Source organism: Brevundimonas sp. NPDC090276 (assembly GCF_044772165.1).
Lineage (GTDB): Bacteria > Pseudomonadota > Alphaproteobacteria > Caulobacterales > Caulobacteraceae > Brevundimonas.
The window spans coordinates 293,600-318,234 of record NZ_JBIVYK010000001.1; the positions used below are offsets into that span (position 1 = coordinate 293,600).

Sequence of the window (24,635 nt, forward strand, 5' to 3'; positions counted from 1 at the left end):
ACCAACTCGAACAGGACATGGGAGAGGCCGCCATCGACGCCGCACAGGAAGCCGCCGAAGACGGCGACATGGCCGTGGTCGACGCCCTGATCGCCGAGCGCGACCAGTGGAAGGATCGCGCCCTGCGCGCCGTGGCCGAGACGGAGAACGTCAAGCGCCGCGCCGAGACCCAGGCCAACGACGCCCGCGCCTACGCCATCCAGCGCTTCGCCAAGGACCTGCTGAGCGTGGCCGACACCCTGGAGCGCGGCCTGGCGACAGCGCCCAAGGACGCCGAGGGCCCCGCCGCCGCCATGGTGACGGGTCTTGAGCTGACGCAGAAGTCGCTGCTGTCGGCCTTTGAATCCAACGGGCTGACGCGTGTCGACCCGGCGCCGGGCGACGCCTTCGATCCGCATCTGCATCAGGCCATGATGGAACAGCCCTCGGACACGGTGCCGGGCGGCACGGTGATCCAGACCCTGCAACCGGGCTACGCCCTTTTCGGCCGCACGGTGCGCGCCGCCATGGTGGTGGTCGCGGCCAAGGGCTCAGGCCCGGCGGGCGGCGCCTATTCGGAAGCCAATACGACCGGCGGGAATTTCGACGCCAAGGCGTGAGGTCGACTGATTGAGAATTGGAAAGGCCCGGGGCAGACGCTCCGGGCCTTTTTCATTTGGGCGTTTCTCATTTCCCGCTCACCCCGGCGTCCGCCGGGATGAGCGGGCTTTAGGTTAGTGTTTCAGACGGGCCTCGAAGAAGCCCAGCAGCCGCCGCCAACCGTCCCTGGCGTCGGCCTCGCGGTAGCTGGCGCGGTAGTCGGCGTGGAAGCCGTGCGGGGCGTCGTCGTAGAGGATGATCTCGCTGCCGGTCGTACCGGCCAGGGCGGCGCGCATGGCCTCGACGCTGGCGACCGGGATGCCGCCGTCCTGTCCGCCGTAGAGGCCCAGCACCGGGGCTTTCAGATCAGGCGCCAGATCGACCGGCCAGGGGCGGCCCGCCGTCTTTTGCTCGTCGGTGGCGTTGGCGGCGGGGGCCAGGCGGCCGTACCAGGCCACACCGGCGTCCAGGGAGGGGAAGCGGGCGCAGGCCTGCCACACCACCTTGCCGCCCCAGCAGAAGCCGGTGATGCCGACCTTGTCTGGGTTGGCCCAGGACTGAAGACCGATCCACTCCAGCGTGGCGGCGATGTCGCCCATGACCTGTTCGTACTTGGCGGCGGCGACGATCTGCTGGATGCGCGTCATGTCGCTGAGCGGAGCCGGGTCCTCGACGCGGACGAAGAAGGCGGGGGCGACGGCGGCGTAACCGGCCTTGGCCAGACGGCGGCAGACGTCGCGGATGTATTCGTGCACGCCGAAGATCTCGGACACGACGATGACCACGGGAAAGGGGCCGTCGCCCTCGGGCCGGGCCACATAGGCGGGCAGTTCGAAGCCGTCGGGCGAAGGGAAGGAGACGGTGTGGGCGATCAGTCCGGCGCTGTCGGTGGTGATCGGGCTGGCGGCCTGACTGAGGGCGGCGGGGGCGTAGGCGGCGAAGGCGACGCCGCCGAGGGCTGCGACTCCAAGGCTGCGGCGGCTGGGGGCGATCTGGTCGGCGCTCAGGCCCTCGGGCCGGGTGATCAGGGTCATCAAGGCTCTCCGACAGGTTTGAAGGCGTGACTGTGGCCCGGCTTTTACGGTTTCGTCGAGTCTCGATCAGCGAGCGCGCCGCAGCGTCAGATTGATCCGCCCGCCACCCGGAACCAGCTGCGACGAGCCGGCCAACAGCCGGTCGATCCCGTGCCGCGCCAGCCGGGCCGGTCCGGTCAGGGCGCAGACGTCGCCGGAGGCCAGTTTCAGGCTGTGGGTCCTGCCGCCCTCGGCCGCGCCGATGCGGAAGACCGCCGTGTCCCCCAGCGACACCGACAGGACCGGGGCGGTCAGGTCGGCTTCGTCGCGATCCTGATGCAGACCCATCTTCGCCTCATGGCGATAGAGGTTGACCAGGCAGGCGTCGGGCCGGGCGGGCCAATCGGTTAGGGCGTCCCACAGGTCGAGCAGGGTCTGGGGCATGGACGGCCAAGGCTGGCCGGTCATGGGATGCGTCGGCTGATAGCGATAGCCCGCCCGGTCCGAGACCCAGGCCAGAGGCCCCAGCCCCGTCATCTCGACCGAAAAGGGCCGACCGCCCGGCGTCATCGGGCGATAGAAGGGGGCGTGTTCCGCTGCAGCCAGAACTTGATCCAGCAGGGCCGTCTGCGTCGCTGCGTCCAAGGCACCGGGCCACAGGCGAAAGCCGGGCAGGCCGGTCGGGGTTTCGCGAAAGACAGGGCGGTTCATGGCCCTGATCTAGCCCTTCGCGCCTTGAGCGTCACGAAACTCGACCGAATCCGGCCCGAACCGCACGAAACCCTTGCAGCCCCTGCGGTCTTTCCCATATCCGGGCCAGTCTGGAAGAAACCCCGAAGTTCCTGGGGCTTTCGACCGCAACCATTCAACCCGCCCGACCGGACGACCGGAACGGCTTTCAGCCCAACTGGGGGCGGTCACGCGCGGCGCTTTTCGAAGGCCGCCGCATCGCCCGCCGCAAGGAGTGAAAAGACAAGCTCATGGCCAAGATCATCGGCATCGACCTCGGCACGACCAACTCGTGCGTCGCCGTCATGGACGGCAAGAACCCCAAGGTCATCGAAAACGCCGAAGGCAACCGCACGACCCCGTCGGTCGTGGCGATCCAGGACAGCGGCGAAGTGCTCGTCGGCCAGCCTGCGCGTCGCCAGGCGGTCACCAACCCGACCAACACCTTCTTCGCCATCAAGCGCCTGATCGGCCGCAACTTCGATGACCCGGTGGTGGCCAAGGACAAGGGCATGGTGCCCTATGAGATCGTCAAGGGCCCGAACGGCGACGCCTGGGTGCGCGCCCACGGCAAGGACTATTCGCCCCAGCAGGTCTCGGCCTTCACCCTCGGCAAGATGAAGGAGGCCGCGGAGGCCTACCTCGGCGAGACCGTGACCCAGGCCGTCATCACCGTTCCGGCCTACTTCAACGACGCCCAGCGTCAGGCCACCAAGGACGCCGGCAAGATCGCCGGCCTGGAAGTCCTGCGCATCATCAACGAGCCGACCGCCGCTGCTCTGGCCTATGGCCTGGAGAAGAACGAAGGCCAGAAGATCGCTGTCTATGACCTGGGCGGCGGCACCTTCGACGTCTCGATCCTGGAGATCGGCGACGGCGTCTTCGAGGTGAAGTCGACCAACGGCGACACCTTCCTGGGCGGCGAGGACTTCGACCTGCGTCTGGTCGACTACCTGGCCGACGAGTTCAAGAAGGAACAGGGCGTCGATCTGCGGACCGACAAGCTGGCCCTGCAGCGCCTGAAGGAAGAGGCCGAAAAGGCCAAGAAGGAGCTGTCCTCGACGTCGCAGTACGAGGTCAACCTGCCGTTCATCACCATGAACGCCTCGGGCCCGCTGCACCTGAACATCAAGCTATCGCGCGCCAAGCTGGAAGCTCTGGTCGATGATCTGATCCAGCGCACGATCGAGCCCTGCAAGAAGGCCCTGGCCGACGCCGGTCTGAAGGCCGGCGACATCGACGAGGTCGTCCTGGTCGGCGGCATGACCCGCATGCCCAAGGTCGTGGAAGCCGTGAAGGCCTTCTTCGGCAAGGAGCCGCACAAGGGCGTGAACCCTGACGAAGTCGTGGCCCTGGGCGCCGCCGTTCAGGCCGGCGTTCTGCAAGGCGACGTCAAGGACGTGCTGCTGCTGGACGTGACCCCGCTGACCCTGGGCATCGAAACCCTGGGCGGCGTCTTCACACCGCTGATCGAGCGCAACACTACCATCCCGACCAAGAAGAGCCAGGTCTTCTCGACCGCCGACGACAACCAGTCGGCCGTGACGATCCGGGTCTTCCAGGGCGAGCGTCCGATGGCCGCCGACAACAAGGTCCTGGGTCAGTTCGACCTGATGGGCATCCCGCCGGCGCCGCGCGGCATGCCGCAGATCGAGGTCGCCTTCGACATCGACGCCAACGGCATCGTCCACGTCACCGCCAAGGACAAGGCGACCAACAAGGAGCAGTCGATCCGCATCCAGGCCAACGGCGGCCTGTCGGACGCGGACATCGACAAGATGGTCAAGGAAGCCGAGGCCAATGCCGCCGCCGACAAGGCCCGCAAGGACCTGGTCGAGGCCCAGAACGGCGCCGACAGCCTGATCCACTCGACCGAGAAGGCCCTGTCGGAGCACGGCGACAAGATCGACGAGGCCACCAAGTCGGCCATCCAGTCGGCTCTGGACGACCTGAAATCGGCCAAGGACGGCACGGACCCCGAGGCCATCCGCGAGAAGACCAACACCCTGGCCCAGGCTTCGATGAAGCTGGGCGAGGCCATGTACGCCGCCCAGCAGGGCGCCGGTGAAGACGGCGCGTCGGAGGCTCCGGCCGACGACGGCGTGGTCGACGCCGAGTTCGAGGAAGTCTCGGACGAAGACGACAAGAAGAACGCGTAACGAAACGCGACTGAAGACGATCGGCCCCGCTTGCCAGACGGCAGGCGGGGCCGTTTCATAAAACTTGCATCATTCGACCGGGCGCCCATGTCAGCAGGCATGGTCAATGGTCATCCGCGAACGCACGATCCTCGGCTCAACCGGGACGGCGGGCGCAGCGAGAAAGTAAGAGGACGAACGCCTGATGGCGCAGCGTGACTATTACGAAATTCTGGGGGTCGAGCGGACCATCGACGCCGCGGGCCTGAAGTCGGCCTATCGCAAGCTGGCCATGACCCACCACCCCGACCGCAACGGCGGCTCGGAGGAATCCCTCGCCAAGTTCAAGGAAATCTCCGAGGCCTATACCGTGCTGTCGGACGATCAGAAGCGCGCGGCCTATGACCGGTTCGGTCATGCGGGCGTGAACGGCGGCGCCGGCGGCGGCGACCCGTTCGGACGCGGCGGCGGCCAGGGCTTCCACGACATCAACGACATCTTCTCCCAGGTCTTCGGCGACGCCTTTGGCGATGCGTTCGGCGGCCGGGGCGGACGTCAGCAGCAGGGCGGCCCGCGTCGCGGCTCGGACCTGCGCTACGACCTCGAGATCACCCTTGAGCAGGCCTACAAGGGCGCCGAGGTCGAGATCTCGGTCCCCACCACCATGACCTGCGAGGTCTGCGACGGGTCGGGCGCCAAGGCCGGGACCAAGCCGACCATCTGCTCGACCTGCGGCGGCGCCGGGCGCGTGCGCCAGGCCAACGGCTTCTTCCAGGTCGAGCGCACCTGCCCCCGCTGCGGCGGCTCGGGCGAGATGATCGCCGACCCCTGCGGGACGTGCCACGGCCACGGCCAGGTCCGCAAGAACCGCCAGCTCAGCCTCAAGATCCCGGCCGGCGTCGACGACGGCTCGCGCATCCGCCTGTCGGGCGAGGGCGAGGCCGGTCAGCGCGGCGGCCCGCGCGGCGACCTCTATGTCTTCCTGTCGGTGCATGACCACGAACTGTTCGAGCGCGACAACCTGGACCTGCTGGTCACGGTGCCGGTGCCGATGACGGTGGCGGCGCTGGGCGGCATCGTCGACGCCCCCTGCCTGGTCTCCGACGCCTGCGACGGCAAGTGCAAGGCTTCGGTCGAGGTGCCGGCCGGCGCCCAGACCGGCAAGACCGTCCGCATCAAGGGCAAGGGCATGCCCCACCTGAACGGCCGCCAGCGCGGCGATCTGGTGGTCGAGCTGTTCGTCGAGACCCCGACCGATCTGACCCCGCGTCAGAAGGAACTGCTGACCGAGCTGGCCGCGTCGCTGGGCGAGACCCAGACCCCGCGCAACACCAGCTTCGCCGGCAAGGCCAAGCGCTTCTGGGCCGACATCCTGGGCGGCGACGCCGACAATCCGAAAGAGACCGCGTGAGCGACATCTTCCACGCCGGCATCTCCGGCGCCCGGGGCCGCATGGGCCGCGCCGTTTCACAGGTTCTGGACGCCCGCGAGGATGTGGTGGTCGCCGCCCGTTTCGACCGGGGCGAGACGCCCGACCTGAACCTGTGCGACGTCATCATCGACTTCTCGACGCCCGAGGCCTCGGTCGACCTGGCCAGGGCCTGCGCCGCGCGCGGCGGTCCGGCCCTGGTCATCGGCTCCACCGGCCTGTCGCCGGAGCAGGACGCGGAGCTTGAGGCGGCGGCGGAGAAGATCGCCATCGTCCGCAGCGGCAACTTCTCGCTGGGCCTCAACATCCTGATTGGTCTGGTTGAGCACGCCGCCCAGCGTCTGGACGGCCGCGACTGGGACATCGAGGTGCTGGAGACCCATCATCGGCGCAAGGTGGACGCGCCGTCGGGCACCGCCCTGATGCTGGGCGAAGCCGCCGCCAACGGCCGGGGCCGCGATCTGGAAGATCTGAAGACCCCCCCTTACGACGGCATCACCGGCCCGCGCGAACCTGGCAAGATCGGCTTCGCCTCCCTGCGCGCCGGCGGCGTCATCGGCGAGCATACGGTGCTGTTCGGGTCGGACGATGAACTGCTGACCCTGTCGCATTCGGCCATCGACCGCTCCCTGTTCGCCAAGGGCGCCGTGGCCGCCGCCGCCTGGGTGCGTAATCGCCGCCCCGGCCTCTACGACATGCAGGACGTGCTCGGCTTCCGTCAGGCCTGACGCGGCGGATGAGCCGGCAGGGGACCAGCTACGGCATGATGCTACGGGCGGCCGCCGCCCTCAGCTTCTCCCTGATGTACGCCCTGATGAAGTGGGCGGCGACGCTGGAGCCCGTCTCGGCCGGCGAGATGGTCTTCTACCGCTCGATCTTCGGCCTGCCGGTGGTGCTGTTCTGGGTGCTGAACAGCGGCGGGGGACTGGCCGCGATCTCGACCCGGCGGCCCATGGTTCACGTCTGGCGCTGCGCCCTGGGGGTGACGGGTATCCTGCTGATCTTCCAGGGGCTGAGGTTGCTGCCCCTGGCCGACGCCACCACCATCGGCTTCACCGCCCCCATCTTCGCCACACTGCTGTCCATCCTCGTTCTGAAGGAGAAGGTGGGGCGCCACCGCTGGACGGCGGTCATCCTGGGCTTCGTCGGTGTTCTGGTCCTGGTGCGCCCCGGCGCCGAGGGCGCGCCGCCGCTGGGCGGGCTGCTGTTTGCGCTCGGCGGGGCTTTCATTGCGGCCTCCGTCACCGTCACCCTGCGCCAACTGGGCAAGACGGAATCGGCGACCGCCATCGTCTTCTGGTTCTTCGTCGCCTGCGCCCTGGTGGGCGGGGCGCTGGCCCTGATGGACGGCCATGGTCACAGCTGGCCGGTGCTGGCCGTGCTGGCGGCGGGCGGACTGGCGGGAGGGCTGGCGCAACTGCTGATGACCAGTTCGCTGCAGCACGCCCCGGTCTCGGTTCTGGCCCCGCTGGACTATCTGCAGATGGTCGGCGCGGTCGTCCTGGGCTGGCTGCTGATGAACGACGCGCCGACGGGGGCGACCCTGATCGGGGCCGCCCTGATCGCCGGCAGCGGCCTCTACACCGCCTGGCGCGAGCGCGTGCTGAGGCGCGAGATCACCCCGCCGTCGCCCAGTTCGACGGTCTGACTCCCGGTCTATTTCCCCGTCGAGCCGAAGCCGCCGGCGCCGCGCGCGGTCTCATCCAGGGCTTCGACCTCGGCCATGACGGCCTGGGCGTAGGGCGCAATGACCATCTGGGCGATGCGCTCGCCGCGGTTGATCTCGAAGGCCAGCTGGCCATGGTTGATCAGGATGACCCCGACCTCGCCGCGATAGTCGCTGTCGATGGTGCCGGGCGAGTTCAGGCAGGTGACGCCGTGCTTCAGGGCCAGACCCGAACGGGGGCGGACCTGGGCCTCATAGCCGGGCTCCAGCGCGATCTTCAGGCCGGTCGGGATCAGCTTGCGCTCGCCGGGATGCAGCACGACCGGCTCGAACGCCGGCAGAGCGGCGCGCAGGTCCATGCCCGCCGAGCCCGTCGTCTCATAGGCGGGCAGGGCCAGGCCCTCGGCGTGGGGCAGGCGTTCGACGCGGACGGTGGTCATGAAGTTCTCTCAGGCCTTGAAGTGATCGGCGATGCGGGCGGCGAGCTTCCTCGCCACCTCGGTCTTGGACTGGCGCGGCCAGGGCTCGGCGCCGTTGCGGGTGAACAGGGTCACGGCGTTGCCGTCGGAGCCGAAGACCTCGCTGGACACGTCATTGCCGACGATCCAGTCGCAGCCCTTGCGCGACAGCTTGGCGCGGGCGTTGGCCTCCAGGTCGCTGGTCTCGGCGGCGAAGCCGACCACCAGTTTCGGGCGCTTCGGGCCGGGCGCGGAGACGCCGGCCAGGATGTCGGGGTTCTCGATCAGGGCCAGGGACGGCGGGCCGCCCGGCTTCTTCTTGATCTTGCCCGAGGCCACGCCGTCCACGCGCCAGTCGGCGACGGCGGCGCTCATGACGGCGATGTCGGCGGGCAGACGGGCCTCCACGGCGGCCTTCATTTCGGTCGCCGCCTCGACCCAGACGCGGCTTACGCCGACGGGGGCGTCCAGGGCCACGGGGCCGGAGATCAGGGTCACATCCGCTCCCAGATCAGCCAGGGCGGCGGCGATGGCGTAGCCCTGCTTGCCGCTGGACCGGTTGGTCAGGCCGCGCACCGGGTCAATGGGCTCGAAGGTCGGCCCGGCGGTGACAACGGCGGTCTTGCCGGTCAGGGGGCGACCGTCAGGGCCAGTCAGCAGGCGGGCGATCTCGTCGAAGATGACGGCGGGCTCGGCCATGCGGCCGGGACCGAACTCGCCGCAGGCCATCTCGCCCTCATCAGGCCCGACCACGGCCACGCCGTGGAAGCCGTCAAAGCCCTTGAGCCGCGCGACATTGGCCTGAACCGCCGGGTGCAGCCACATGCGCACGTTCATGGCCGGGGCCAGCAGCACCTTCTTGTCGGTGGCCAGCAGCGTGGTCGAGGCCAGGTCGTCGGCCAGACCATTGGCGGCTTTGGCGATCAGGCCCGCGGTCGCCGGCGCCACCACCACCAGATCGGCCCAGCGCGACAGCTCGATATGGCCCATGGCCGTCTCGTCCTCGGGCATGAACAGGGCCTGGCGCACCGGATGGCCGGTCAGGGCCGCCAGAGACATGGGGGTGACGAACTCGGCCCCGGCGGGGGTCAGCAGGCTCATCACCTCGGCCCCGGCCTTCTTCAGTAGGCGCGTCAGCTCCAGCGCCTTGTAGGCGGCGATGCCGCCGCCGACGATCAGCAGGACCTTGCGGCCCGAAAGCGAGGATGCGGTCATGGGGAATCTCTAGCGGGGCCGCATGACGGCGTCGAGACAAGCTCAATTCAAACATAAATGTCAGTAAGAACATTGCGCGAACGTTTGCTCTGTGCATACCTGCGTTCGACGGGTGCTTCAGGGAGGACGACCCATGCGGATTCAGGTGGCGGCGGCGGCGTTCACGGCGCTGGTTCTGGGAGCGTGCGACAGCGGCGGCTCGGCGGTCGAAACGCGCGAACGGGCGGCGGCCGAGCCGGCGGCCCTGATCTCGACGGCGGCGCCGGAGGGCGAAATGGGGGCGACCCCCGAGGCCAAGCCGCCGGTCACGGCCAACCGGCGTGAAACCGCTGACGCCAAGGTGCAGCGGCTCTATGAACGCAACGGCGCGGCCTTCGGGGCGAAGTCGGCGGACGAATACCTGCAGAAGGTGCGGGCTTTCACCGAGACGACGCCGAAGGGGACAGAGACGGTCAAACGCCCGAACGGCGACACCCTCTATTATCAGGCCTCGACCAACACTTTCGCGGTGGTGGACCGCAACGGCGTGCCGCGCACCATGTTCAAGCCGGATGACGGTCCGGCCTACTGGGCGCAGCAGAAGGAGCGGGCGCCGACCTTCGGCCAGCGCCGCTCGGCGTCGTCCGAGTAATCAGGCGGCGACGAAGGTCAGGGGCGCGCCCCAGAACCGTGCCACCAGGTCCGATTGCGGACCGGGTGTGCCGGTGGTCAGGAAGTCGCGGCGGGCCGAGTTCCCGAGTTCGTATTCAGGATGGCGCGCGAAATAGCGCTCCAGCGAGTCGGCCACGGCGGCTGGCTGGCTGATCACCTGGACCCCGGCAGGCAGGGCGGCGGCGAACAGGTCGGCGACGATCTCGTAGTGGGTGCAGCCCAGGATGGCCTTGTCCGGGTGACGGCCGATGCGGCGGCGCAGGGCGTCGACGTGGTCGTCGACCACCACCTTCAGCTCCTCGGCCGGGGCGCCCAGTTCGATCAGACCGGCCAGGCCGGGACAGGCTTCGGTGAAGACGGCCAGGTCCTCGCGGCGCTTGTCGATCTCGATCTCGTAGACCCGGCTCATGGCGGTGGCGGCGGTGCAGAAGACGCCGGTGATGTCGATCGCCTCCTTCTTCTGGCCTTCCAGGCGACCGTTGTGCTCATAGGACCAGGGCAGGCCGGTGGCCGCCTCGATGGTCGGCACGATGATGCCCAGGACGTTGACCGGACGGCCCAGCTTCTCGCGCATCGCCGGAATCCAGGTCTGCTGCAGACGGCGCAGCGCGATGGCCGAGGCCGTGTTGCAGGCCAGGACGACGACCGAGGCGCCCGCCTCGAACAGGCGCTCGCACCCGGCGCGCGTCAGTTCGACGATGTCCTCGCCGCCGCGCCCGCCATAGGGGGCGTGTCCCTGGTCGCCCAGGTAGATGAAGTCCCGCGTCGGAAAGCGGGCCACAAGTTCGCGGTGGACCGTCAGCCCGCCCACGCCGGAGTCGAAAACGCCTATCGCCATGCAGCGGCCTTTAGACCCGTGGGGTTCCGTCGTCCAATAGTTAGGATTACATCGACGCATGCGACGGTCCGGGCGAGCACGCCGGGGGAAGTCCGAAACAGCTATGGTTGGGAGACCTGGATGCACAGACGCCATCTTCTCATCGGGGGCGCGAGCCTCTTCGCCCTGACGGGCTGCGCCTCCGCCGGCGCTCTGGAGAACGGAATGACGGGACCGACCGCCGCCTCGCTTTCGACCGCCGATGAAGCCCGCATCGCCCGCGCCGTCCTGCCGACGACTGCGCCGCGCGCCGAGCTGCTGCAGCCCTGGACCGGTCCCTATGAAGGCGTGCCGCCGTGGGACAAGGTGACCGCGCCCAAGATGCGTGACGCCATCCTGGAAGGCATCGAACTGCAACGCGCCGACGTGGCCGCGATCGCCAATAGCCCGGACGCCCCGACCTTCGCCAACACCCTGGTGGCGATGGAGCTGATTGGCGAGCCGCTGGACCGCGCCATGAACGTCTTCAGCGTCATGACGTCGAACATCGGCGGTGACGAATGGGACGCGCTGGAGACCGAGCTGTCGCCGATCCTGTCGGCCGCCTCGGACGAGATCACCTTCAACGAGAAGCTGTTCCAGCGCATCAAGGCCGTGGCCGACGGCGCCGAGACCAGCGGCCTTAACGCCCAGCAGACCCGTCTGGCCGAGCGCAGCCGCGACGCCTTCGTGCGCAACGGCGCCGCCCTGGACGCCGCCGGCAAGGCCGAACTGGGCCGCATCAACACCGCCCTGTCGAACGCCTTCACCGGCTTCGGCCAGAAGGTGGTGGCCGACGAGAACACCTGGACCGTCATCTCGAGCGAAGCCGGCCTGAAGGGCCTGCCCGCCTCCAACAAGGCCGCCGCCGCCGCCGCCGCCCGCGCGCGCAACGTCCAGGGCTGGGCCATCGTCAACACACGCTCCAGCGTTGATCCCTTCCTGACCTTCGCTGACGACCGCGCCCTGCGTGAGCAGGTGTGGAAGAAGTTCGTCAAGCGCGGCGACAACAACGACGCCAACGACACCAAGTCGACCATCGCCCAGATCGTCGCCCTGCGTCAGCAGCGCGCCAGGCTGCTCGGCTTCGGCAACCACGCCGAATGGCGCATGCAGGACACCATGGCCAAGACCCCGGCCGCCGCGTCCGAACTGATGATGCGCGTCTGGGCCCCGGCCAAGGCCCGTGTGGCCGAAGAGGTCGCCGACATGAAGGCGATCGCCGGCTTCGACATCGAGCCCTGGGACTACCTCTACTTCGCCGAGAAGGTCCGCAAGGCCAAGTACGACCTCGATCAGAACGAGCTGAAGCCCTACTTCGAACTGCACGCGGTGCGCGCGGCGTCCTTCTACATGGCCGAGCGCCTGTACGGCTTCGTCTTCAAGCAACTGCCCAAGGGCACGGTCTCGACCTTCGAGCCGGACGTGACCACCTATGAGGTCACCGACAAGGCCACCGGCAAGCTGATCGGCCTCTACTACGCCGACGACTTCGCCCGTCCGGGCAAGCGTTCGGGCGCCTGGATGACCACCTACCGGTCCTTCTCGCAACTGACGGGTTCGAAGCCGATCCTGGCCTCGAACAACAACAACTTCGTCAAGGCCGAGGCCGGTCAACCCCTGCTGATCTCGCTGGACGACGCCGAGACCCTGTTCCACGAGTTCGGCCACGCCCTGCACTACTTCTCGTCGGTGGTGACCTATCCGTCGTTCGGCAATACGCCGCGTGACTTCGTGGAATATCCGTCGCAGGTGCACGAGCACTGGGTGCTGAGCCGCCCGATCCTCGACGGCTACATGAAGCACGTCGAGACCGGCCAGCCGATGCCGCAGGCGCTGGTGGACAAGATCGAGGCCTCCTCGACCTTCAACCAGGGCTACGCCACCGTCAGCTACCTGTCGTCGGCCCTGGTCGACATGGACCTGCACACCCAGGCCACGCCGCCGACCGACATCGCGGCCTTCGAGAAGGCTTCGCTGGACCGTCTGGGCATGCCGAAGGAGATCGTGATGCGGCACCGCCTGCCGCAGTTCAACCACCTCTTCACCTCGGACGCCTACTCGGCCGGCTACTATTCCTACCTGTGGTCGGAAGTGATGGACGCCGACACCTGGGCCTACTTCGAGGAGTCGGGCGACGTCTTCAACCCGGACATCGGCGGCCGCTTCAAGTCGATTATCCTGGCCCCGGGCAACACCACGGACCGCGGCGACGCCTATCGCCAGTTCCGCGGCCGCAACCCCGACGTGGCGGCCCTGCTGAAGGTGCGCGGGTTCCCGGTTTCCTGAGGGGCCTATCGGCCTTCGGCCTACTTGAGGCCCGTTAGGCGATGAAAGTTGAGAGGGCCCGGTGGAGCGATCCGCCGGGCCTTTTTCTTTCCCGCTCATCCTGGCGGAGGCCGGGATCCAGTCCTTTGGCTTCGAGCGCGATGTGGCGTAAGCCTTGGCTGTGTCGCGGGTCGCGTCGGGTCGAGAAGGCGGAGCCTTCTGACCGCGGCCCAACAAGAATGAAGTCTGCGTCGGGTCGAGAAGGCGGAGCCTTCTGACCGCGGCCCAACAGGAATGAGGTTCGGATGTCGGTCGTCGCCTCCTATGTCTACAAGGACGGCAAGCGCGTGCGTGAGGCGCCGCTGACCGACGCGGGGCTGCGGCTCAAGCCGGGCGAGTACCTGTGGATCGGCCTCTACGAACCGACGGACGAGGAGTTCGAGGGACTGGTGCGGCGCTTTCGTCTGCACCCCCTGGCCGTCGAGGATGCGCTGTCGGCGCACCAGATGCCCAAGATCGAGGTCTATGGCTCCGAGCTCTTCATCGTCGCCCGCACGGCCCAGGCAGTGGATGACGCCATCCTCTACGGCGAGACTCACGTCTTCGTCGGGCCGCGCTACGTCATCACCATCCGCCATGGCTCGGCCCGGGCGCACACCCAGCTGCGCGCCCAGCTGGAAGCCTCCCCGCTGCAGCTGCGGCACGGCGCCGACTTCATTCTGCACGGGGTGCTGGACTTCATCGTCGACGGCTATGTGCCCATCGTCGATGAGATCGAGGACAGCGTGCTGGAGATGGAGCAGCGGGCGCTGGACAGCTTCCTGTCACGCGCCGACATCAAGCGCCTGTTCCAGCTGCGCCGCGAACTGCTCAAGTTCAGCCGGGTGCTGGGCCCGATGGAGGAGGTGGCGGTCAAGCTACAGTCGCTGGACCTGCCCTGCATCGACCGCGAGGTCCGTCCCTATTTCCGCGACGTGGCCGACCATGTGCGGCGGGTCTCCAGCCGGGCGGCGGCGCTGCGCGACATCCTGTCGTCGGTGTTCGAAGTCTCTAACCTGCTGGAGCAACAGCGTCAGGGCGTCATCACCCGCAAGCTGGCCGCCTGGGCCGCCATCCTGGCGACGCCGACGGCGGTGGCCGGCATCTACGGCATGAATTTCGACCACATGCCGGAGCTGCGCTGGGTCTACGGCTATCCGGCTGTGATGGGGCTGATCGTCGCCATCTGCCTGGGCCTTTACGTCACCTTCAAGCGGACCAGGTGGCTGTGATCAGCCGCTGTTTCGGAGGCCCGCCGCCACGCCGTTGATGGCCAGAAGGATGCCGTTGCTCACGCGCGGGTCGTCGTCGCCGGCGCGGCGGCGGCGGATCAGCTCGATCTGGACGTGGTTCAGCGGCTCGACATAGGGCATGCGCTGACGGATCAGCCGGTCCAGTTCTGGCTGGCCGCCCAGCAGGTCGTCGTGGCCGGTGATCGACAGGACGGCAGCCTTGGTGCGCCGCCACTCCTCAAGGATGGCGCCGTAGATGCGCTCGGCCAGGGCCGTGTCGGGGACCAGCCCGGCGTAGCGCCGCGCGATGGCCATGTCGGCCTTGGCCATCACCATCTCCATGTTCTGGACCACGGTGCGGAAGAAGGGCCAGGCGGCGGCCATGTCGCGCAGTTCGTCCGTGTCCTCGCCCTGGACCGCCGAGCCGAAGCCGAACCAGCCGGGCAGCATGACCCGCGACTGCGACCAACTGAACACCCAGGGAATGGCGCGCAGGTCCTCGATGGCGGTCGAGGTCGAGCGGCTGGCCGGGCGTGAGCCGATCTTCAGGTCGGCGATCTCGGCGATGGGGGTGGCGGCGCGGAAATAGTCGACGAAGCCGGGCGTCTCATAGACCAGGGCGCGATAGGCCTTCATCGAGGCCGCCGACAGGCGTGCCGCCGTGGCGCCGTGTTCGGCGCTGTAGCCGCTGTCGGTCTGCGGCCCCAGCGAGGCCAGCAGGGCGCCGCAGGTCAGGGCGTCGAGGTTGCGCTGCGCCACTTCGGGCTCGCCGTATTTGTTGGCGATGACCTCGCCCTGTTCGGTGACGCGGATGCGGCCCGCGACGGTGCCCGCCGGCTGGCCCAGCACCGCCGAGAAGGATGAGCCGCCGCCGCGCCCCACGGCGCCGCCGCGACCATGGAACAGTTGCAGCCGCACCCCCGCCGCGCGGGTCACCTCCAGCAGGGCGCGCGAGGCCTCGTGCAGTTCCCAGCCCGAGGTCAGGTAGGAGCCGTCCTTGTTGCTGTCCGAATAGCCGATCATCACCTCCTGCACCCCGCGCGCGGTCGCCACGGCGCGGGCCGAGGGCTCGGCCAGCACCCGTTCCAGCGTCGGCTGCGAGGCGCGCAGGTCGTCGATGGTCTCGAACAGGGGGGCGGCCTGGATGGGGCAGGCGGCGGGATCGGCGGGGTCGTAGAGGCCGACCTCCTTGAGCAGCAGATAGACCTCCAGCATGTCCGAGGCCGCATCGGTCTTGGAGACGATATGGGTGCGGATGGCCTGGGGGCCGAAGGCGGCCAAAGCACTCGCCGCCGCCTGCAGGATGGCGCGCTCCTTCAGGGTCTCGGGGGCATAGTCGGCGTAGGGCGAGAACAATGGGCGGGGATTGGCCAGCTCGCGGGCCAGCAGGGTCAGGCGCGCCTCCTCGTTCAGGGCGGCGTAGTCGGGACAGACGTCGGCGACCTTCAGCAGGTCGGCCACGACCCTTTCGTGCACGTCGGAGTTCTGGCGCAGGTCCAGGGTCGCCATGTGGAAGCCGAAGACGTCGGCCGCCGTGATCAGCCGCGCCAGCCGGTCATCGGCGAAGACGGCGCCGTGGGTGCGGATCAGGCTGTCATGCAGCACGGCCAGATCGGCGCGGAAGGCGTCAGGGCCTTCATAGACCGGGGCCTCGAACGACGCCGGCAGGGGGGCGGGGCCGCCGGTCAGGGCCAGATGGGTCGCCGACAGTCGGGCGTAGATCTGGCTCAGCGCCCGGCGATAGGGCTCGTCCGCGCGCTGGATCGAGGCGTCGCCCGAGGTCGCTGCCAGAGCCGCCAGCTCGGGCGTGACGGTGGTCAGGTCTGCGGACAGACTGAGCTCTTCGCCGAGCCCGTTCGTCTCCTCCAGATAGAAGCGAAGCACGGCGCGCGTCTGGGTGCGGAAGGCGGCGCTCATCACCGTGGCGTCGACATTGGGATTGCCGTCGCGGTCGCCGCCGACCCAGGTGCCGATGCGCAGGAAGGGCGGCAGGTCGGGCGCGTCCAGCAGGGCGCGCCACTCGGCCAGCTGGGCCGGGGCGACGTGCAGGAAGATGCGCTGCAGCCAGTCGGTGACGGTGTTGATCTCGTCCTGAACCACCAGTCCTGAGGCCCGCGTCAGGCGTGTGGCCCAGAGGATGACGATCTGACGCCGCAGACCGGCCTTCAGCGCCGTCGGCGAACAGGCGATCCCGTCGCGGTCGCAGCTGTCCAGCAGGGCGCCGACGGCGGCGATGCGGTCGATGACGCTCTTCCTGCGCACCTCGGAAGGGTGAGCGGTCAGGACGGGTGAGATCAGGGCCTGGCTCAGCAGGTCGCGCACCGCCGCCCGGTCCACCCCTGCCGCATCCAGCCGCTTCAGCGCGCCCTCGGGCGTATCGGCGCGTTCGCCGGCCTCGGCCTGTTCGCGGGCGCGGCGTTTGCCTGCCCGGTCCTCGGCGACATTGGCCAGCAAGGAGAAGGCGGCGAAGCCGTGAGTCAGGCCGATGGCCTGATCCAGCGACAGGTCCTTCAGCAGACCTTCCAGTTCGTCGGCGTCGTGCGAGGCCGGGTCGCGGTGATAGGCCACGGAGGCCTGACGCACCGCCTCGATCCGGTCGTAGAGTTCCTGACCGCCCTCGTCGCGGATCACCTCGCCGAGCAGGGCGCCCAGCAGGCGAACCTCGTCGCGCAGTCGGTCGTCGGCGGCCTGGATCATCGCATTGTCCTTCAGCGGGGGGGGCTGGAAGCGGAACCGTATCAGCGGAATCCGAACCGGCCAGCCCCATGCACAACGCTGAAACCCTTTGTGTGGTTGGCATGTGTCGAGCGGCTTTCAACAAACTATCGACTCTGGCTTGCCGATGAGGCATAAGCCGCCGCTTCCGGCGCAATTGAACCTGCGCCTCCTCCATCACGACAGCTTTCTTGGTCGTGCTACCGCGCTGAGCGCTACTTGAGCACAGTCCCTTCGGGCTCAAGTAGGCTGACCGGCCGATAGCCCCAAAAAAGAACGAGGATGGCGAGGACCCTCTGCCGACGTGATCGTCGCCAGAGGCCGTTTCTCTATGGAGGTCAGGGTTCGCGCATGAAAGGTTTTGAATGTTCGAGGCTCTGAACGAGCGGCTGACAGGCGTATTCGACCGGATCACCGGCCGCGGCGCCCTGTCCGAAAAGGATGTCGAGGAAGCGCTGCGCGAAGTCCGCGTCGCCCTGCTCGAGGCCGACGTCGCCCTGCCGGTGGTCAAGGACTTCATCAGCCGCGCGAAGGAACAGGCGACCGGCGAAGAGGTCATCCGTTCGGTCAAGCCGGCCGATCAGGTGGTCAAGATCGTTTATGACGGTCTGGTCGAGATGCTGGGCGGCGAAGAGCCGGTTCCGCTGAACACCAACGCCACGCCGCCCGCCGTGATCCTGATGGCCGGCCTGCAGGGCTCGGGCAAGACCACGACCTCGGCCAAGCTGGCGCTGCGTCTGACCAAGTTCGACCGCAAGAAGGTCATGATGGCCTCGCTGGACACGCGTCGTCCGGCGGCCATGGAGCAGTTGGCGACCCTGGGTCAGCAGATCGAGGTCGCGACCTTGCCCATCGTGGCGGGCGAGAGCGCGGTCCAGATCACCCGCCGCGCGCTTCAGTCGGCCAAGCTGCAGGGCTTCGACGTCCTGATCCTCGACACCGCCGGCCGCATCACGCTGGACGAAGCCCTGATGAACGAGGTGGCCGAGGTCGCCTCGATCGCCAAACCGGTCGAGACCCTGCTGGTCGCCGACAGCCTGACGGGTCAGGACGCGGTTCGCACCGCCGCCGCCTTCCACGAGCGTCTGCCGTTGACCGGTCTGGTGCTGACCCGCGCTGACGGCGACGGTCGCGGCGGCGCCATGCTGTCGATGCGCGCCGTCACGGGCCTGCCGATCAAGTATCTGGGCGCCGGTGAAAAGGTCGACGCCCTCGACGTCTTCGACGCCCGCCGCGTCGCCGGCCGCATCCTGGGTCAGGGCGACATCGTCGCCCTGGTCGAAAAGGCCGCGACCGAGCTGGACCAGGCCAAGGCCGAGAAGATGGCCCGCAAACTGGCCAAGGGTCAGTTTGATCTGGACGATCTGGCCGCCCAGCTGCAGCAGATGAAGAAGATGGGCGGGCTTCAGGGCATCATGGGCATGCTGCCCGGCGTGGCCAAGCTGAAGGCCCAGATGGCCGACAGCAATGTCAACGACAAGATGATCGCCCGTCAGGAAGCCATCATCAGCTCCATGACCAAGGCCGAGCGCAAGAAGCCCGACCTGCTCAACGCCAGCCGCAAGAAGCGCGTCGCCGCCGGCGCCGGCGTCGAGGTCCAGGACATCAACCGCCTGCTGAAACAGCACCGGCAGATGGCCGACATGGTCAAGTCCCTGTCCAAGGGCGGCGGCAAGAACCTGCAGAAGATGGCCGCCATGATGGGCGGTCTCGGCGGAGGCGGCGGCGGCATGCCGGGCCTTCCCGGCATGGGCGGCCCCGACATGGCCCGCCTCAAGGCTCTGGGCGGCGGCAAGATGGCCGAACCCAGCGCCGACGAAATGAAAGCCATTCAGGACCGGCTCGCCGGACTGGGCGGCGGACAACTTCCGGGGGGCCTTCCGGGCCTGCCGGGCTTCCCGAAAAAGAACTGATTTCGATTTTCTAGAAAGAGACTGAAAATGCTGAAGATTCGTCTGGCCCGCGGCGGCGCCAAGAAGCGTCCCTACTACTACATCGTCGTTGCTGACTCGCACGCTCCGCGCGACGGCAAGTTCCTGGAGCGCGTGGGTTCGTACAACCCCATGCTGCCCAAGGACAGCGCCCAGCCGCGCGTCACCCTGAAGGCCGACCGCATCGCCGAGTGGCTGGGCAAGGGCGCCCAGCCGACCGACCGCGTCGCCCGCTTCATCAGCCAGTCGCAAGACGAAGTTCTGGTCGGCAAGGTCAAGTGGACCCAGTCGAACAACCCGAACAAGGGCACGCCGGGCAAGAAGGCCCAGGAACGCGCCGCCGAACGCGCCCAGCGCGAAGCCGACCGTCTGGAAGCCGAAGCCGCCGCCAAGGTCGAGGCTGCCGAAGCCGCCGCCCGCGCCAAGGAGGAAGCGGCCGCTGCTGCTGAAGCCGCCAAGAACGCTCCGGCTGCTGAAGAAGCCCCGGTCGAAGCCGCTGCTGAAGAAGCTCCGGCCGCCGAAGAAAACGCCGAGGGCTAAACCCTTCGGTTTCCCGGTTTCGGCCGGGATGCGGAAATGGAAAGCAGCGTCCGATCCCGGGCGCTGCTTTTCTGCTATCTGGCGCATGGAATTGCGAAACGGAGCCTGTCGATGAGCGACGAAAACAAGATGATCCTCGTCGCCCAGATCGGCGGCGCCTTCGGCGTGAAGGGCGAGGTGCGCATCACCGCCTTCACCGCCGACCCCATGGCCCTGATGACCTATCAGCCCCTGCTGAAGGCGGACGGAACCCCGGCCCTGACCCTGCTCTCGGCGCGGCCGGACAAGGCGGGCGTGGTGGCCCGGGTCAAGGAGATCGCCACCAAGGAACAGGCCGACGCCATGCGCGGGCAAAAGCTGTTCGTGCCGCGCGACCGCCTGCCCGAGCCGGACGAGGACGAGTTCTATCTGACCGATCTGGTCGGTCTGCAGGCCCGTGATCTGGACGACGCCGTCGTCGGCACGGTCAAGTCTGTGCAGAATTTCGGCGCCTCGGACATGCTGGAGATCAGCCCGAAGGAAGGCGGTCCGACCTGGTACCTGCCCTTCACCCGCGAGGCCGCGCCGGACCTGCACATCACCGAGGGCTGGCTTCGCATCGTGCGCCCGACCGAGGTGGACGAGCGCGACGAGGCCTGACCGACCGCCACCGACGCGGTGGCTATTGCGGCGGAGGGGAAGGCTTCCAACATGGGAGGTTCAACCCGCCCGGAGCGCCCCATGGCCGACCTGTCCGCCTTCCCGATCACCCGCCAGTATCCGCCGGCCCATCCCGACCGGCTGCAGCTCTATTCCCTGCCGACGCCGAATGGCGTGAAGATCTCCATCCTGCTGGAGGAGCTGGGTCTGGCCTATGAGCCGCATCTGGTGGACATCGGCAAGAACGAGACCTGGACGCCCGACTATCTGTCGCTGAACCCCAACGGCAAGATCCCGGCCATCATCGATCCCGACGGTCCCGGCGGCAAACCCCTGCCCCTGTTCGAATCCGGCGCCATCCTGGTCTATCTGGCCGAGAAGACCGGGCGCTTCCTGCCGGCCGATCCGGCGGCGCGCTACGAGACCCTGCAGTGGGTCTTCTTCCAGATGGCCTCAATCGGCCCGATGTTCGGCCAGGTCGGCTTCTTCCACAAGTTCGCCGGGCGCGAGTATGAGGACAAGCGTCCGCGCGACCGCTACGTCGCCGAGTCCCGACGTCTGCTGGGGGTGCTGGAAGGGCGTTTGGAAGGCAGGGACTGGATCATGGGCGAGGACTACACCATCGCCGACATCGCCAGCCTGGGCTGGGTGCGCAACCTGATCGGCTTCTATGAGGCGGGCGATCTGGTCGGGTTTGCCGACTTCCCGTACGTAGCCGCCTGGCTGGAGCGGGGTCTGGCGCGGCCGGCGGTGCAGCGGGGTCTGACCATCCCGGCGCGGCCTTAAGGCGAGGGTGCGGGGGCGGGTGAAAGGGCCGCGCCCCCGCGAAACTCAGACTTCTTCGGTCGGGGCGTCGCCGACGTGCTTCTTGATCGACTCGATCGCGCGCTTGGCGCCCGACTTGTCGGAATAGCCTTCGGTCGAGAAGATGATCTCGGAGTTGTACTTGAACCGGACGCGGAACTCGCCGGCCTTGTCCTGATAGACTTCGAACTTGTGCGCCATGATCGCCTCGCTCAGACGGCCGCCAGTCGGCCGGGGGGCAGGCTCTCACAGTCCCGCTGGGGACGGAAGGGCGTGAATGTAAAACCAGTTCAGGCGCGGGTCTTGATCCAGCGGCGCGCCGCCAGGGCGACGAAGCCGACCGCCAGCCCCCAGAACGCCGAGCCGACCCCGAACAGGGCCACGCCCGACGCCGTGGCGGCGAAGGTCAGCACCGCCGCCTCGCGATCCTCGACCACGCTCATCATGCCGGTCAGGGAGCCCGTCAGCGGCGCGATCAGGGCCAGGCCGGTGATCACCGCCAGCGCCCCCGTCGGCATGGCGATGAACAGGCCCGCCAGCGGCGCCGCGAACAGGGCCACAATCAGATAGATCAGGCCGTAGATGACGCCGACGGTCCAGCGTCGCTCCTGATCGGGATGGGCCTCGGGACCGGTGCAGATGGCGGCCGTGATGGCGGCCAGGTTGACGCCGTGGGCGCCGAAGGGGGCCAGGACCGTGCTGGTCAGCCCGCCCCAGAAGATCAGCTTGCCGGCGGGCGGCGCGTAGCCTGCGGCCCGCAGCACCACCAGACCGGGCAGGTTCTGCGAGGCCAGGGTCACCAGATAGAGGGGCAGGGCCAGGCTGATCGCCGCCTTCCAGTCAAAGGCGGGCATGACCGGCGACAACTCGCCGAACAGGCCGGTCCCGGCGGGCAGGCCGACCTGACCGCGCAGGGCCAGAACCGCGAAGGCCGCGACCAGAACCGCCGGCAGGGCCCAGGCGGCGGCGACCCGTCGCATGATCAGGAAGACGGCCAGCAGGCCCGCCGCCAGCCCCATGTCGCTCGGGAAGACCAGAAACAGCTTCAGACAGAAGGGCAGCAGCACCCCGGCCAGCATGGCCGAGGCGACGGCTGCCGGGATGCGCTCAGCCAGCCGCCCCAGGGCCGGGACCAGGCCGGTCAGCACCATCAGCAGGCCGGCGATGACGAAGGCCCCGACGGCGGTGGACCAGCCGAGGCCGAGCGTCGAGGCCGCCAGCAGGGCCGCGCCCGGCGTCGACCAGGCCAGGACGACCGGTATCTTCAGCCGCCAGCTCAACACCGCGCCCGGCAGGCCGATGCCGAGGCACAGCGCCGTAACCATGGAGATGATCTGCGCGGGCGAGGCGCCCAGCGTCTGACCCGCCTGAACGATCAGGGCCACCGTGCCGCCGAAACCGATGACGGTCGCCACGGCGGCGGCGGAGAAGCTGGCGGGGGGCGGCAGGCGCGACGAACTCATATGGTCAGGCTAGGCTGGGCGACGGCACCCTGAAAGCAAAAAGGGCCGCCGGTGCGCCCGGCGGCCCTTGATCTTGTTCTGAGCCCGGAGAGATCAGCCCTCCATGTCGTCCGGCAGGCCGACGGCGTGGAAGCCGGCGTCGACGTGGACGACTTCGCCCGTGGTCGAGCGGCCCAGGTCCGAGCACAGCCACAGGGCGGCGCCGGCGACGCCTTCCATTGAGGTCTCTTCCTTGATCAGCGAGAACTGCGCCGACTTGGAGTGCAGGCCGCGCCCGCCCGAGATGCCGGCCAGCGACAGGGTGCGCATCGCGCCCGCCGAGATGGCGTTGACGCGGATGTTCTTCGGACCCAGGTCGCGCGCGATGTAGCGGGTCGCGGCTTCCAGGGCGGCCTTGGCCACGCCCATGGTGTTGTAGTTGGGGATGACGCGTTCTGACCCGAGATAGGTCAGGGTGATCATCGAGCCGCCGTTGGGCATCAGCCTGGCCGAACGCTTGGCCACGTCGACGAAGCTGAAGGCCGAGATGTTCATGGCCAGCAGGAAGCTGTCGCGGGTGGTGTTGTCGACGAAGGAGCCCTTCAGCTCGTCCTTGTTGGCGAAGGCCACCGAATGGACGACGAAGTCGATTGTGCCGAATTCCTTTTCCAGCTCGGCGAAGGCGGCGTCCATCGAGGCGTCGTCGGTGACGTCGGCCTGGATCAGCAGCTTGGCGCCGACGCTTTCGGCCAGGGGGCGCACGCGGCGCTCAAGACCCTCGCCGAGGTAGGTGAAGGCCAGTTCGGCGCCCTGGGCGGCCAGCTGCGAGGCGATGCCCCAGGCGATGGAACTGGAGTTGGCCACCCCCATGATCAGGCCCTTCTTGCCCTTCATCAGGTCGCCGGTGGGCATATCCCAGCCTTCGCTCGTCGCCATGGGTTCGTCTCCGTATCTGAACTTGACCCGCCTTTTGGACGCGTGGCGAGCGGGTGACAAGTCGCGGCGCCGCTGGCGTTCGGCGCGGAGCCTCCTAAGTTGGAAAACAATGAGCCTCGATCCGTACAGTTCCGACGCCGCGCAGCCCGGTCCGGTCTTCTTTGATCGGCAGGAGCTGGGGCTGATGCTGCGGGTCTATGGCCGCATGGTCGCCGCCGGGGAATGGCGCGACTACGCCATGATCGGCCACAAGGAGGTGGCCGAGTTCGCCGTCTTCCGCCGCTCGGGCGACGCGCCGCTCTATCGGATCGAGAAGCGCCCGGCGCTGCGTCTGAAGCAGGGCCAGTGGGCCGTGATCGGCGAGGGCGGCCATGTGCTGAAACGCGGGCGCGACCTGGCCCAGGTGCTGCGCGTGTTCGACAGCCGCAAGTTCAGCGTGGTGGAGTAGGGGCTTCCCCGACTCCGTTCGGGGATGGAGTTGTGGCGTTGCCAAAGAAAAGGCCCCGACGTTTCCGCCGGGGCCTTCATTTCTTGAGCCTATCGCGCTTGCGCGCTCTTGAGGCCTTTATTCCCGGCTGCCGCCCATGAAGGCCAGCAGGAACTGGAACAGGTTGATGAAGTTGATGAACAGGCTCAGGGCGCCGAAGCCTGTAGCCACGCCCATGGCTTCCTGATTACCGCCGAGCGCGTAGTAGGTCATCTTCAGGCGCTGGGTGTCATAGGCGATCAGACCCGAGAAGATCAGCACGCCGAGGCCCGAGATGATCAGGTACATCGTACCCGACTGCATGAAGATGTTGACGATCGAGGCGATGACCAGGCCGATCACGCCCATGATCAGGAAGCTGCCCATGGCCGTCAGGTCCTTCTTGGTCGTGTAGCCGACCAGGCTGAGACCGCCGAAGGCGGCCGCCGTGACGAAGAAGGTCGAAGCCAGCGAGCCGCCGGTGTAGCGCAGGAACAGAATGCCCAGACCGGCGCCGATGGTCGACACCACGGCCCAGTAGAGCATGTTCACGCCCTTGGCCGTCGGGTTCTTCATGAAGAACATCGAGCCGAACAGCATGACCAGCGGCGAGAACTGGATGATCATCCCCAGCAGGGTCAGGCCGATGCGGCCGTCATCGGTGCGGGCGAACAGCAGTTGCTGCACGGCGGGCACATTGCCGGTGACATAGGCGAGGGCGCCGGCGACCACGAGGCCGAGAGCCAGCTTGTTGTAGACGCCGAGCATGAAGGCGCGCAGACCGGCGTCGACGGACATGTCCGCCGACTGCGGAAGCGGGCGCGCATAACCGTTGTTGAAGTCGCTCATCGCGAAAGAAGTCTCCTGAGTGGACGGCAAATGCCGACCT

General features: G+C 68.0%; 23 protein-coding genes. 13 read left to right on the forward strand and 10 right to left on the reverse strand.

All coding sequences use genetic code 11. The annotated features are described in order from the left end of the window. The first annotated feature begins 17 nt into the window (after positions 1–17). Complete coding sequence (gene grpE / locus ACIQTU_RS01395) at positions 18–599, forward strand: nucleotide exchange factor GrpE (RefSeq protein WP_400543717.1); 582 nt, start codon at positions 18–20, stop codon at positions 597–599. A gap of 114 nt (positions 600–713) precedes the next feature. On the opposite strand, the gene ACIQTU_RS01400 is transcribed toward grpE, so the two are convergent. Next, a complete protein-coding gene (locus tag ACIQTU_RS01400; RefSeq protein WP_400541224.1) occupies positions 714–1,613 on the reverse strand; it encodes a dienelactone hydrolase family protein in 900 nt (299 codons plus the stop codon). A gap of 66 nt (positions 1,614–1,679) precedes the next feature. Continuing rightward, a complete protein-coding gene (locus ACIQTU_RS01405) occupies positions 1,680–2,303 on the reverse strand; it encodes an alpha-ketoglutarate-dependent dioxygenase AlkB (RefSeq protein ID WP_400541227.1) in 624 nt (207 codons plus the stop codon). Between the two features lie 269 nt (positions 2,304–2,572). On the opposite strand from ACIQTU_RS01405, the gene dnaK reads away from it, so the two are divergent. The 4 genes from dnaK to ACIQTU_RS01425 all read left to right on the forward strand — a co-directional run bounded on the left by dnaK (position 2,573) and on the right by ACIQTU_RS01425 (position 7,536). Beyond that, complete coding sequence (dnaK, locus tag ACIQTU_RS01410) at positions 2,573–4,480, forward strand: molecular chaperone DnaK (RefSeq protein ID WP_400541230.1); 1,908 nt, start codon at positions 2,573–2,575, stop codon at positions 4,478–4,480. 184 nt (positions 4,481–4,664) lie between these two features. Next, positions 4,665–5,870, forward strand: coding sequence for a molecular chaperone DnaJ (dnaJ, locus tag ACIQTU_RS01415; RefSeq protein ID WP_400541233.1), 1,206 nt, complete (start codon positions 4,665–4,667; stop codon positions 5,868–5,870). Next, complete coding sequence (dapB, locus tag ACIQTU_RS01420) at positions 5,867–6,616, forward strand: 4-hydroxy-tetrahydrodipicolinate reductase (protein WP_400541236.1); 750 nt, start codon at positions 5,867–5,869, stop codon at positions 6,614–6,616. The genes dnaJ and dapB overlap by 4 nt, the downstream gene beginning before the upstream one ends. Before the next feature lie 8 nt (positions 6,617–6,624). Continuing rightward, positions 6,625–7,536, forward strand: coding sequence for a DMT family transporter (locus ACIQTU_RS01425; RefSeq protein WP_400541239.1), 912 nt, complete (start codon positions 6,625–6,627; stop codon positions 7,534–7,536). 8 nt (positions 7,537–7,544) lie between these two features. Here ACIQTU_RS01425 and dut read toward each other — a convergent pair whose 3' ends face one another. Next, a complete protein-coding gene (dut, locus tag ACIQTU_RS01430; protein WP_400541242.1) occupies positions 7,545–7,994 on the reverse strand; it encodes a dUTP diphosphatase in 450 nt (149 codons plus the stop codon). Positions 7,995–8,003: 9 nt separating this feature from the next. Further along, positions 8,004–9,227, reverse strand: a complete 1,224-nt coding sequence (gene coaBC / locus ACIQTU_RS01435; protein WP_400541245.1) for a bifunctional phosphopantothenoylcysteine decarboxylase/phosphopantothenate--cysteine ligase CoaBC — start codon at positions 9,225–9,227, stop codon at positions 8,004–8,006. A gap of 133 nt (positions 9,228–9,360) precedes the next feature. On the opposite strand from coaBC, the gene ACIQTU_RS01440 reads away from it, so the two are divergent. Then, positions 9,361–9,858 carry an S-type pyocin family protein gene (locus ACIQTU_RS01440; protein WP_400541248.1) on the forward strand — a complete coding sequence of 166 codons (498 nt, stop codon included), beginning with the start codon at positions 9,361–9,363 and terminating at the stop codon, positions 9,856–9,858. Here ACIQTU_RS01440 and ACIQTU_RS01445 read toward each other — a convergent pair whose 3' ends face one another. Beyond that, positions 9,859–10,716, reverse strand: a complete 858-nt coding sequence (locus ACIQTU_RS01445) for a glutamate racemase (RefSeq protein ID WP_400541251.1) — start codon at positions 10,714–10,716, stop codon at positions 9,859–9,861. 120 nt (positions 10,717–10,836) lie between these two features. Here ACIQTU_RS01445 and ACIQTU_RS01450 point away from each other — a divergent pair, with 120 nt between their 5' ends. Both ACIQTU_RS01450 and ACIQTU_RS01455 read left to right on the forward strand, forming a co-directional pair. Further along, positions 10,837–13,023 carry a M3 family metallopeptidase gene (locus ACIQTU_RS01450; protein WP_400541254.1) on the forward strand — a complete coding sequence of 729 codons (2,187 nt, stop codon included), beginning with the start codon at positions 10,837–10,839 and terminating at the stop codon, positions 13,021–13,023. Between the two features lie 284 nt (positions 13,024–13,307). Further along, the gene (locus tag ACIQTU_RS01455; protein WP_400541257.1) at positions 13,308–14,273 is read left to right on the forward strand and encodes a magnesium and cobalt transport protein CorA; all 966 of its coding nucleotides are present in this window, start codon (positions 13,308–13,310) and stop codon (positions 14,271–14,273) included. Here the strand turns inward: ACIQTU_RS01455 and ppc are convergent, their stop codons facing one another. Continuing rightward, positions 14,274–16,970: a phosphoenolpyruvate carboxylase gene (ppc, locus tag ACIQTU_RS01460; protein ID WP_400541260.1), complete on the reverse strand. Its 2,697-nt coding sequence runs from the start codon at positions 16,968–16,970 to the stop codon at positions 14,274–14,276. A gap of 383 nt (positions 16,971–17,353) precedes the next feature. On the opposite strand from ppc, the gene ffh reads away from it, so the two are divergent. The 4 genes from ffh to ACIQTU_RS01480 all read left to right on the forward strand — a co-directional run bounded on the left by ffh (position 17,354) and on the right by ACIQTU_RS01480 (position 20,884). After that, positions 17,354–18,901: a signal recognition particle protein gene (gene ffh / locus ACIQTU_RS01465; RefSeq protein ID WP_400541262.1), complete on the forward strand. Its 1,548-nt coding sequence runs from the start codon at positions 17,354–17,356 to the stop codon at positions 18,899–18,901. A gap of 27 nt (positions 18,902–18,928) precedes the next feature. Beyond that, on the forward strand, positions 18,929–19,459 hold the full coding sequence (gene rpsP, locus ACIQTU_RS01470; RefSeq protein ID WP_400541265.1) for a 30S ribosomal protein S16: 531 nt from the start codon (positions 18,929–18,931) through the stop codon (positions 19,457–19,459). Positions 19,460–19,564: 105 nt separating this feature from the next. Beyond that, complete coding sequence (gene rimM / locus ACIQTU_RS01475) at positions 19,565–20,098, forward strand: ribosome maturation factor RimM (RefSeq protein ID WP_400543720.1); 534 nt, start codon at positions 19,565–19,567, stop codon at positions 20,096–20,098. A gap of 81 nt (positions 20,099–20,179) precedes the next feature. Beyond that, positions 20,180–20,884, forward strand: a complete 705-nt coding sequence (locus ACIQTU_RS01480; protein WP_400541268.1) for a glutathione binding-like protein — start codon at positions 20,180–20,182, stop codon at positions 20,882–20,884. Positions 20,885–20,929: 45 nt separating this feature from the next. Here ACIQTU_RS01480 and ACIQTU_RS01485 read toward each other — a convergent pair whose 3' ends face one another. The 3 genes from ACIQTU_RS01485 to ACIQTU_RS01495 all read right to left on the reverse strand — a co-directional run bounded on the left by ACIQTU_RS01485 (position 20,930) and on the right by ACIQTU_RS01495 (position 23,256). Beyond that, entirely contained in the window at positions 20,930–21,103 is a 174-nt protein-coding gene (locus tag ACIQTU_RS01485) for a DUF1508 domain-containing protein (protein WP_114817138.1), read from the reverse strand. Between the two features lie 89 nt (positions 21,104–21,192). Next, a complete protein-coding gene (locus tag ACIQTU_RS01490; protein WP_400541272.1) occupies positions 21,193–22,365 on the reverse strand; it encodes a benzoate/H(+) symporter BenE family transporter in 1,173 nt (390 codons plus the stop codon). 93 nt (positions 22,366–22,458) lie between these two features. Continuing rightward, positions 22,459–23,256: an enoyl-ACP reductase gene (locus tag ACIQTU_RS01495; RefSeq protein ID WP_162200520.1), complete on the reverse strand. Its 798-nt coding sequence runs from the start codon at positions 23,254–23,256 to the stop codon at positions 22,459–22,461. A gap of 133 nt (positions 23,257–23,389) precedes the next feature. Between ACIQTU_RS01495 and ACIQTU_RS01500 the strand changes: the two genes are divergently transcribed. After that, positions 23,390–23,728 (forward strand): DUF2794 domain-containing protein, encoded by a 339-nt coding sequence (locus tag ACIQTU_RS01500; RefSeq protein WP_400541275.1) that lies wholly within the window; start codon positions 23,390–23,392, stop codon positions 23,726–23,728. Between the two features lie 117 nt (positions 23,729–23,845). On the opposite strand, the gene ACIQTU_RS01505 is transcribed toward ACIQTU_RS01500, so the two are convergent. Continuing rightward, entirely contained in the window at positions 23,846–24,595 is a 750-nt protein-coding gene (locus ACIQTU_RS01505) for a Bax inhibitor-1/YccA family protein (RefSeq protein WP_400541278.1), read from the reverse strand. Between the last annotated feature and the right edge of the window lie 40 nt (positions 24,596–24,635).

What these genes read in the sequence shown, in the direction of transcription:
- grpE (WP_400543717.1), top strand. Translation starts at nt 18, where the DNA reads ATGGGAGAGGCCGCCATCGACGCCGCACAGGAAGCCGCCGAAGACGGC.
- ACIQTU_RS01400 (WP_400541224.1), bottom strand. Translation starts at nt 1,613, where the DNA reads ATGACCCTGATCACCCGGCCCGAGGGCCTGAGCGCCGACCAGATCGCC.
- ACIQTU_RS01405 (WP_400541227.1), bottom strand. Translation starts at nt 2,303, where the DNA reads ATGAACCGCCCTGTCTTTCGCGAAACCCCGACCGGCCTGCCCGGCTTT.
- dnaK (WP_400541230.1), top strand. Translation starts at nt 2,573, where the DNA reads ATGGCCAAGATCATCGGCATCGACCTCGGCACGACCAACTCGTGCGTC.
- dnaJ (WP_400541233.1), top strand. Translation starts at nt 4,665, where the DNA reads ATGGCGCAGCGTGACTATTACGAAATTCTGGGGGTCGAGCGGACCATC.
- ACIQTU_RS01425 (WP_400541239.1), top strand. Translation starts at nt 6,625, where the DNA reads ATGAGCCGGCAGGGGACCAGCTACGGCATGATGCTACGGGCGGCCGCC.
- dut (WP_400541242.1), bottom strand. Translation starts at nt 7,994, where the DNA reads ATGACCACCGTCCGCGTCGAACGCCTGCCCCACGCCGAGGGCCTGGCC.
- coaBC (WP_400541245.1), bottom strand. Translation starts at nt 9,227, where the DNA reads ATGACCGCATCCTCGCTTTCGGGCCGCAAGGTCCTGCTGATCGTCGGC.
- ACIQTU_RS01440 (WP_400541248.1), top strand. Translation starts at nt 9,361, where the DNA reads ATGCGGATTCAGGTGGCGGCGGCGGCGTTCACGGCGCTGGTTCTGGGA.
- ACIQTU_RS01445 (WP_400541251.1), bottom strand. Translation starts at nt 10,716, where the DNA reads ATGGCGATAGGCGTTTTCGACTCCGGCGTGGGCGGGCTGACGGTCCAC.
- ACIQTU_RS01450 (WP_400541254.1), top strand. Translation starts at nt 10,837, where the DNA reads ATGCACAGACGCCATCTTCTCATCGGGGGCGCGAGCCTCTTCGCCCTG.
- ACIQTU_RS01455 (WP_400541257.1), top strand. Translation starts at nt 13,308, where the DNA reads ATGTCGGTCGTCGCCTCCTATGTCTACAAGGACGGCAAGCGCGTGCGT.
- ppc (WP_400541260.1), bottom strand. Translation starts at nt 16,970, where the DNA reads ATGATCCAGGCCGCCGACGACCGACTGCGCGACGAGGTTCGCCTGCTG.
- ffh (WP_400541262.1), top strand. Translation starts at nt 17,354, where the DNA reads ATGTTCGAGGCTCTGAACGAGCGGCTGACAGGCGTATTCGACCGGATC.
- rpsP (WP_400541265.1), top strand. Translation starts at nt 18,929, where the DNA reads ATGCTGAAGATTCGTCTGGCCCGCGGCGGCGCCAAGAAGCGTCCCTAC.
- ACIQTU_RS01480 (WP_400541268.1), top strand. Translation starts at nt 20,180, where the DNA reads ATGGCCGACCTGTCCGCCTTCCCGATCACCCGCCAGTATCCGCCGGCC.
- ACIQTU_RS01485 (WP_114817138.1), bottom strand. Translation starts at nt 21,103, where the DNA reads ATGGCGCACAAGTTCGAAGTCTATCAGGACAAGGCCGGCGAGTTCCGC.
- ACIQTU_RS01490 (WP_400541272.1), bottom strand. Translation starts at nt 22,365, where the DNA reads ATGAGTTCGTCGCGCCTGCCGCCCCCCGCCAGCTTCTCCGCCGCCGCC.
- ACIQTU_RS01495 (WP_162200520.1), bottom strand. Translation starts at nt 23,256, where the DNA reads ATGCCCACCGGCGACCTGATGAAGGGCAAGAAGGGCCTGATCATGGGG.
- ACIQTU_RS01500 (WP_400541275.1), top strand. Translation starts at nt 23,390, where the DNA reads ATGAGCCTCGATCCGTACAGTTCCGACGCCGCGCAGCCCGGTCCGGTC.
- ACIQTU_RS01505 (WP_400541278.1), bottom strand. Translation starts at nt 24,595, where the DNA reads ATGAGCGACTTCAACAACGGTTATGCGCGCCCGCTTCCGCAGTCGGCG.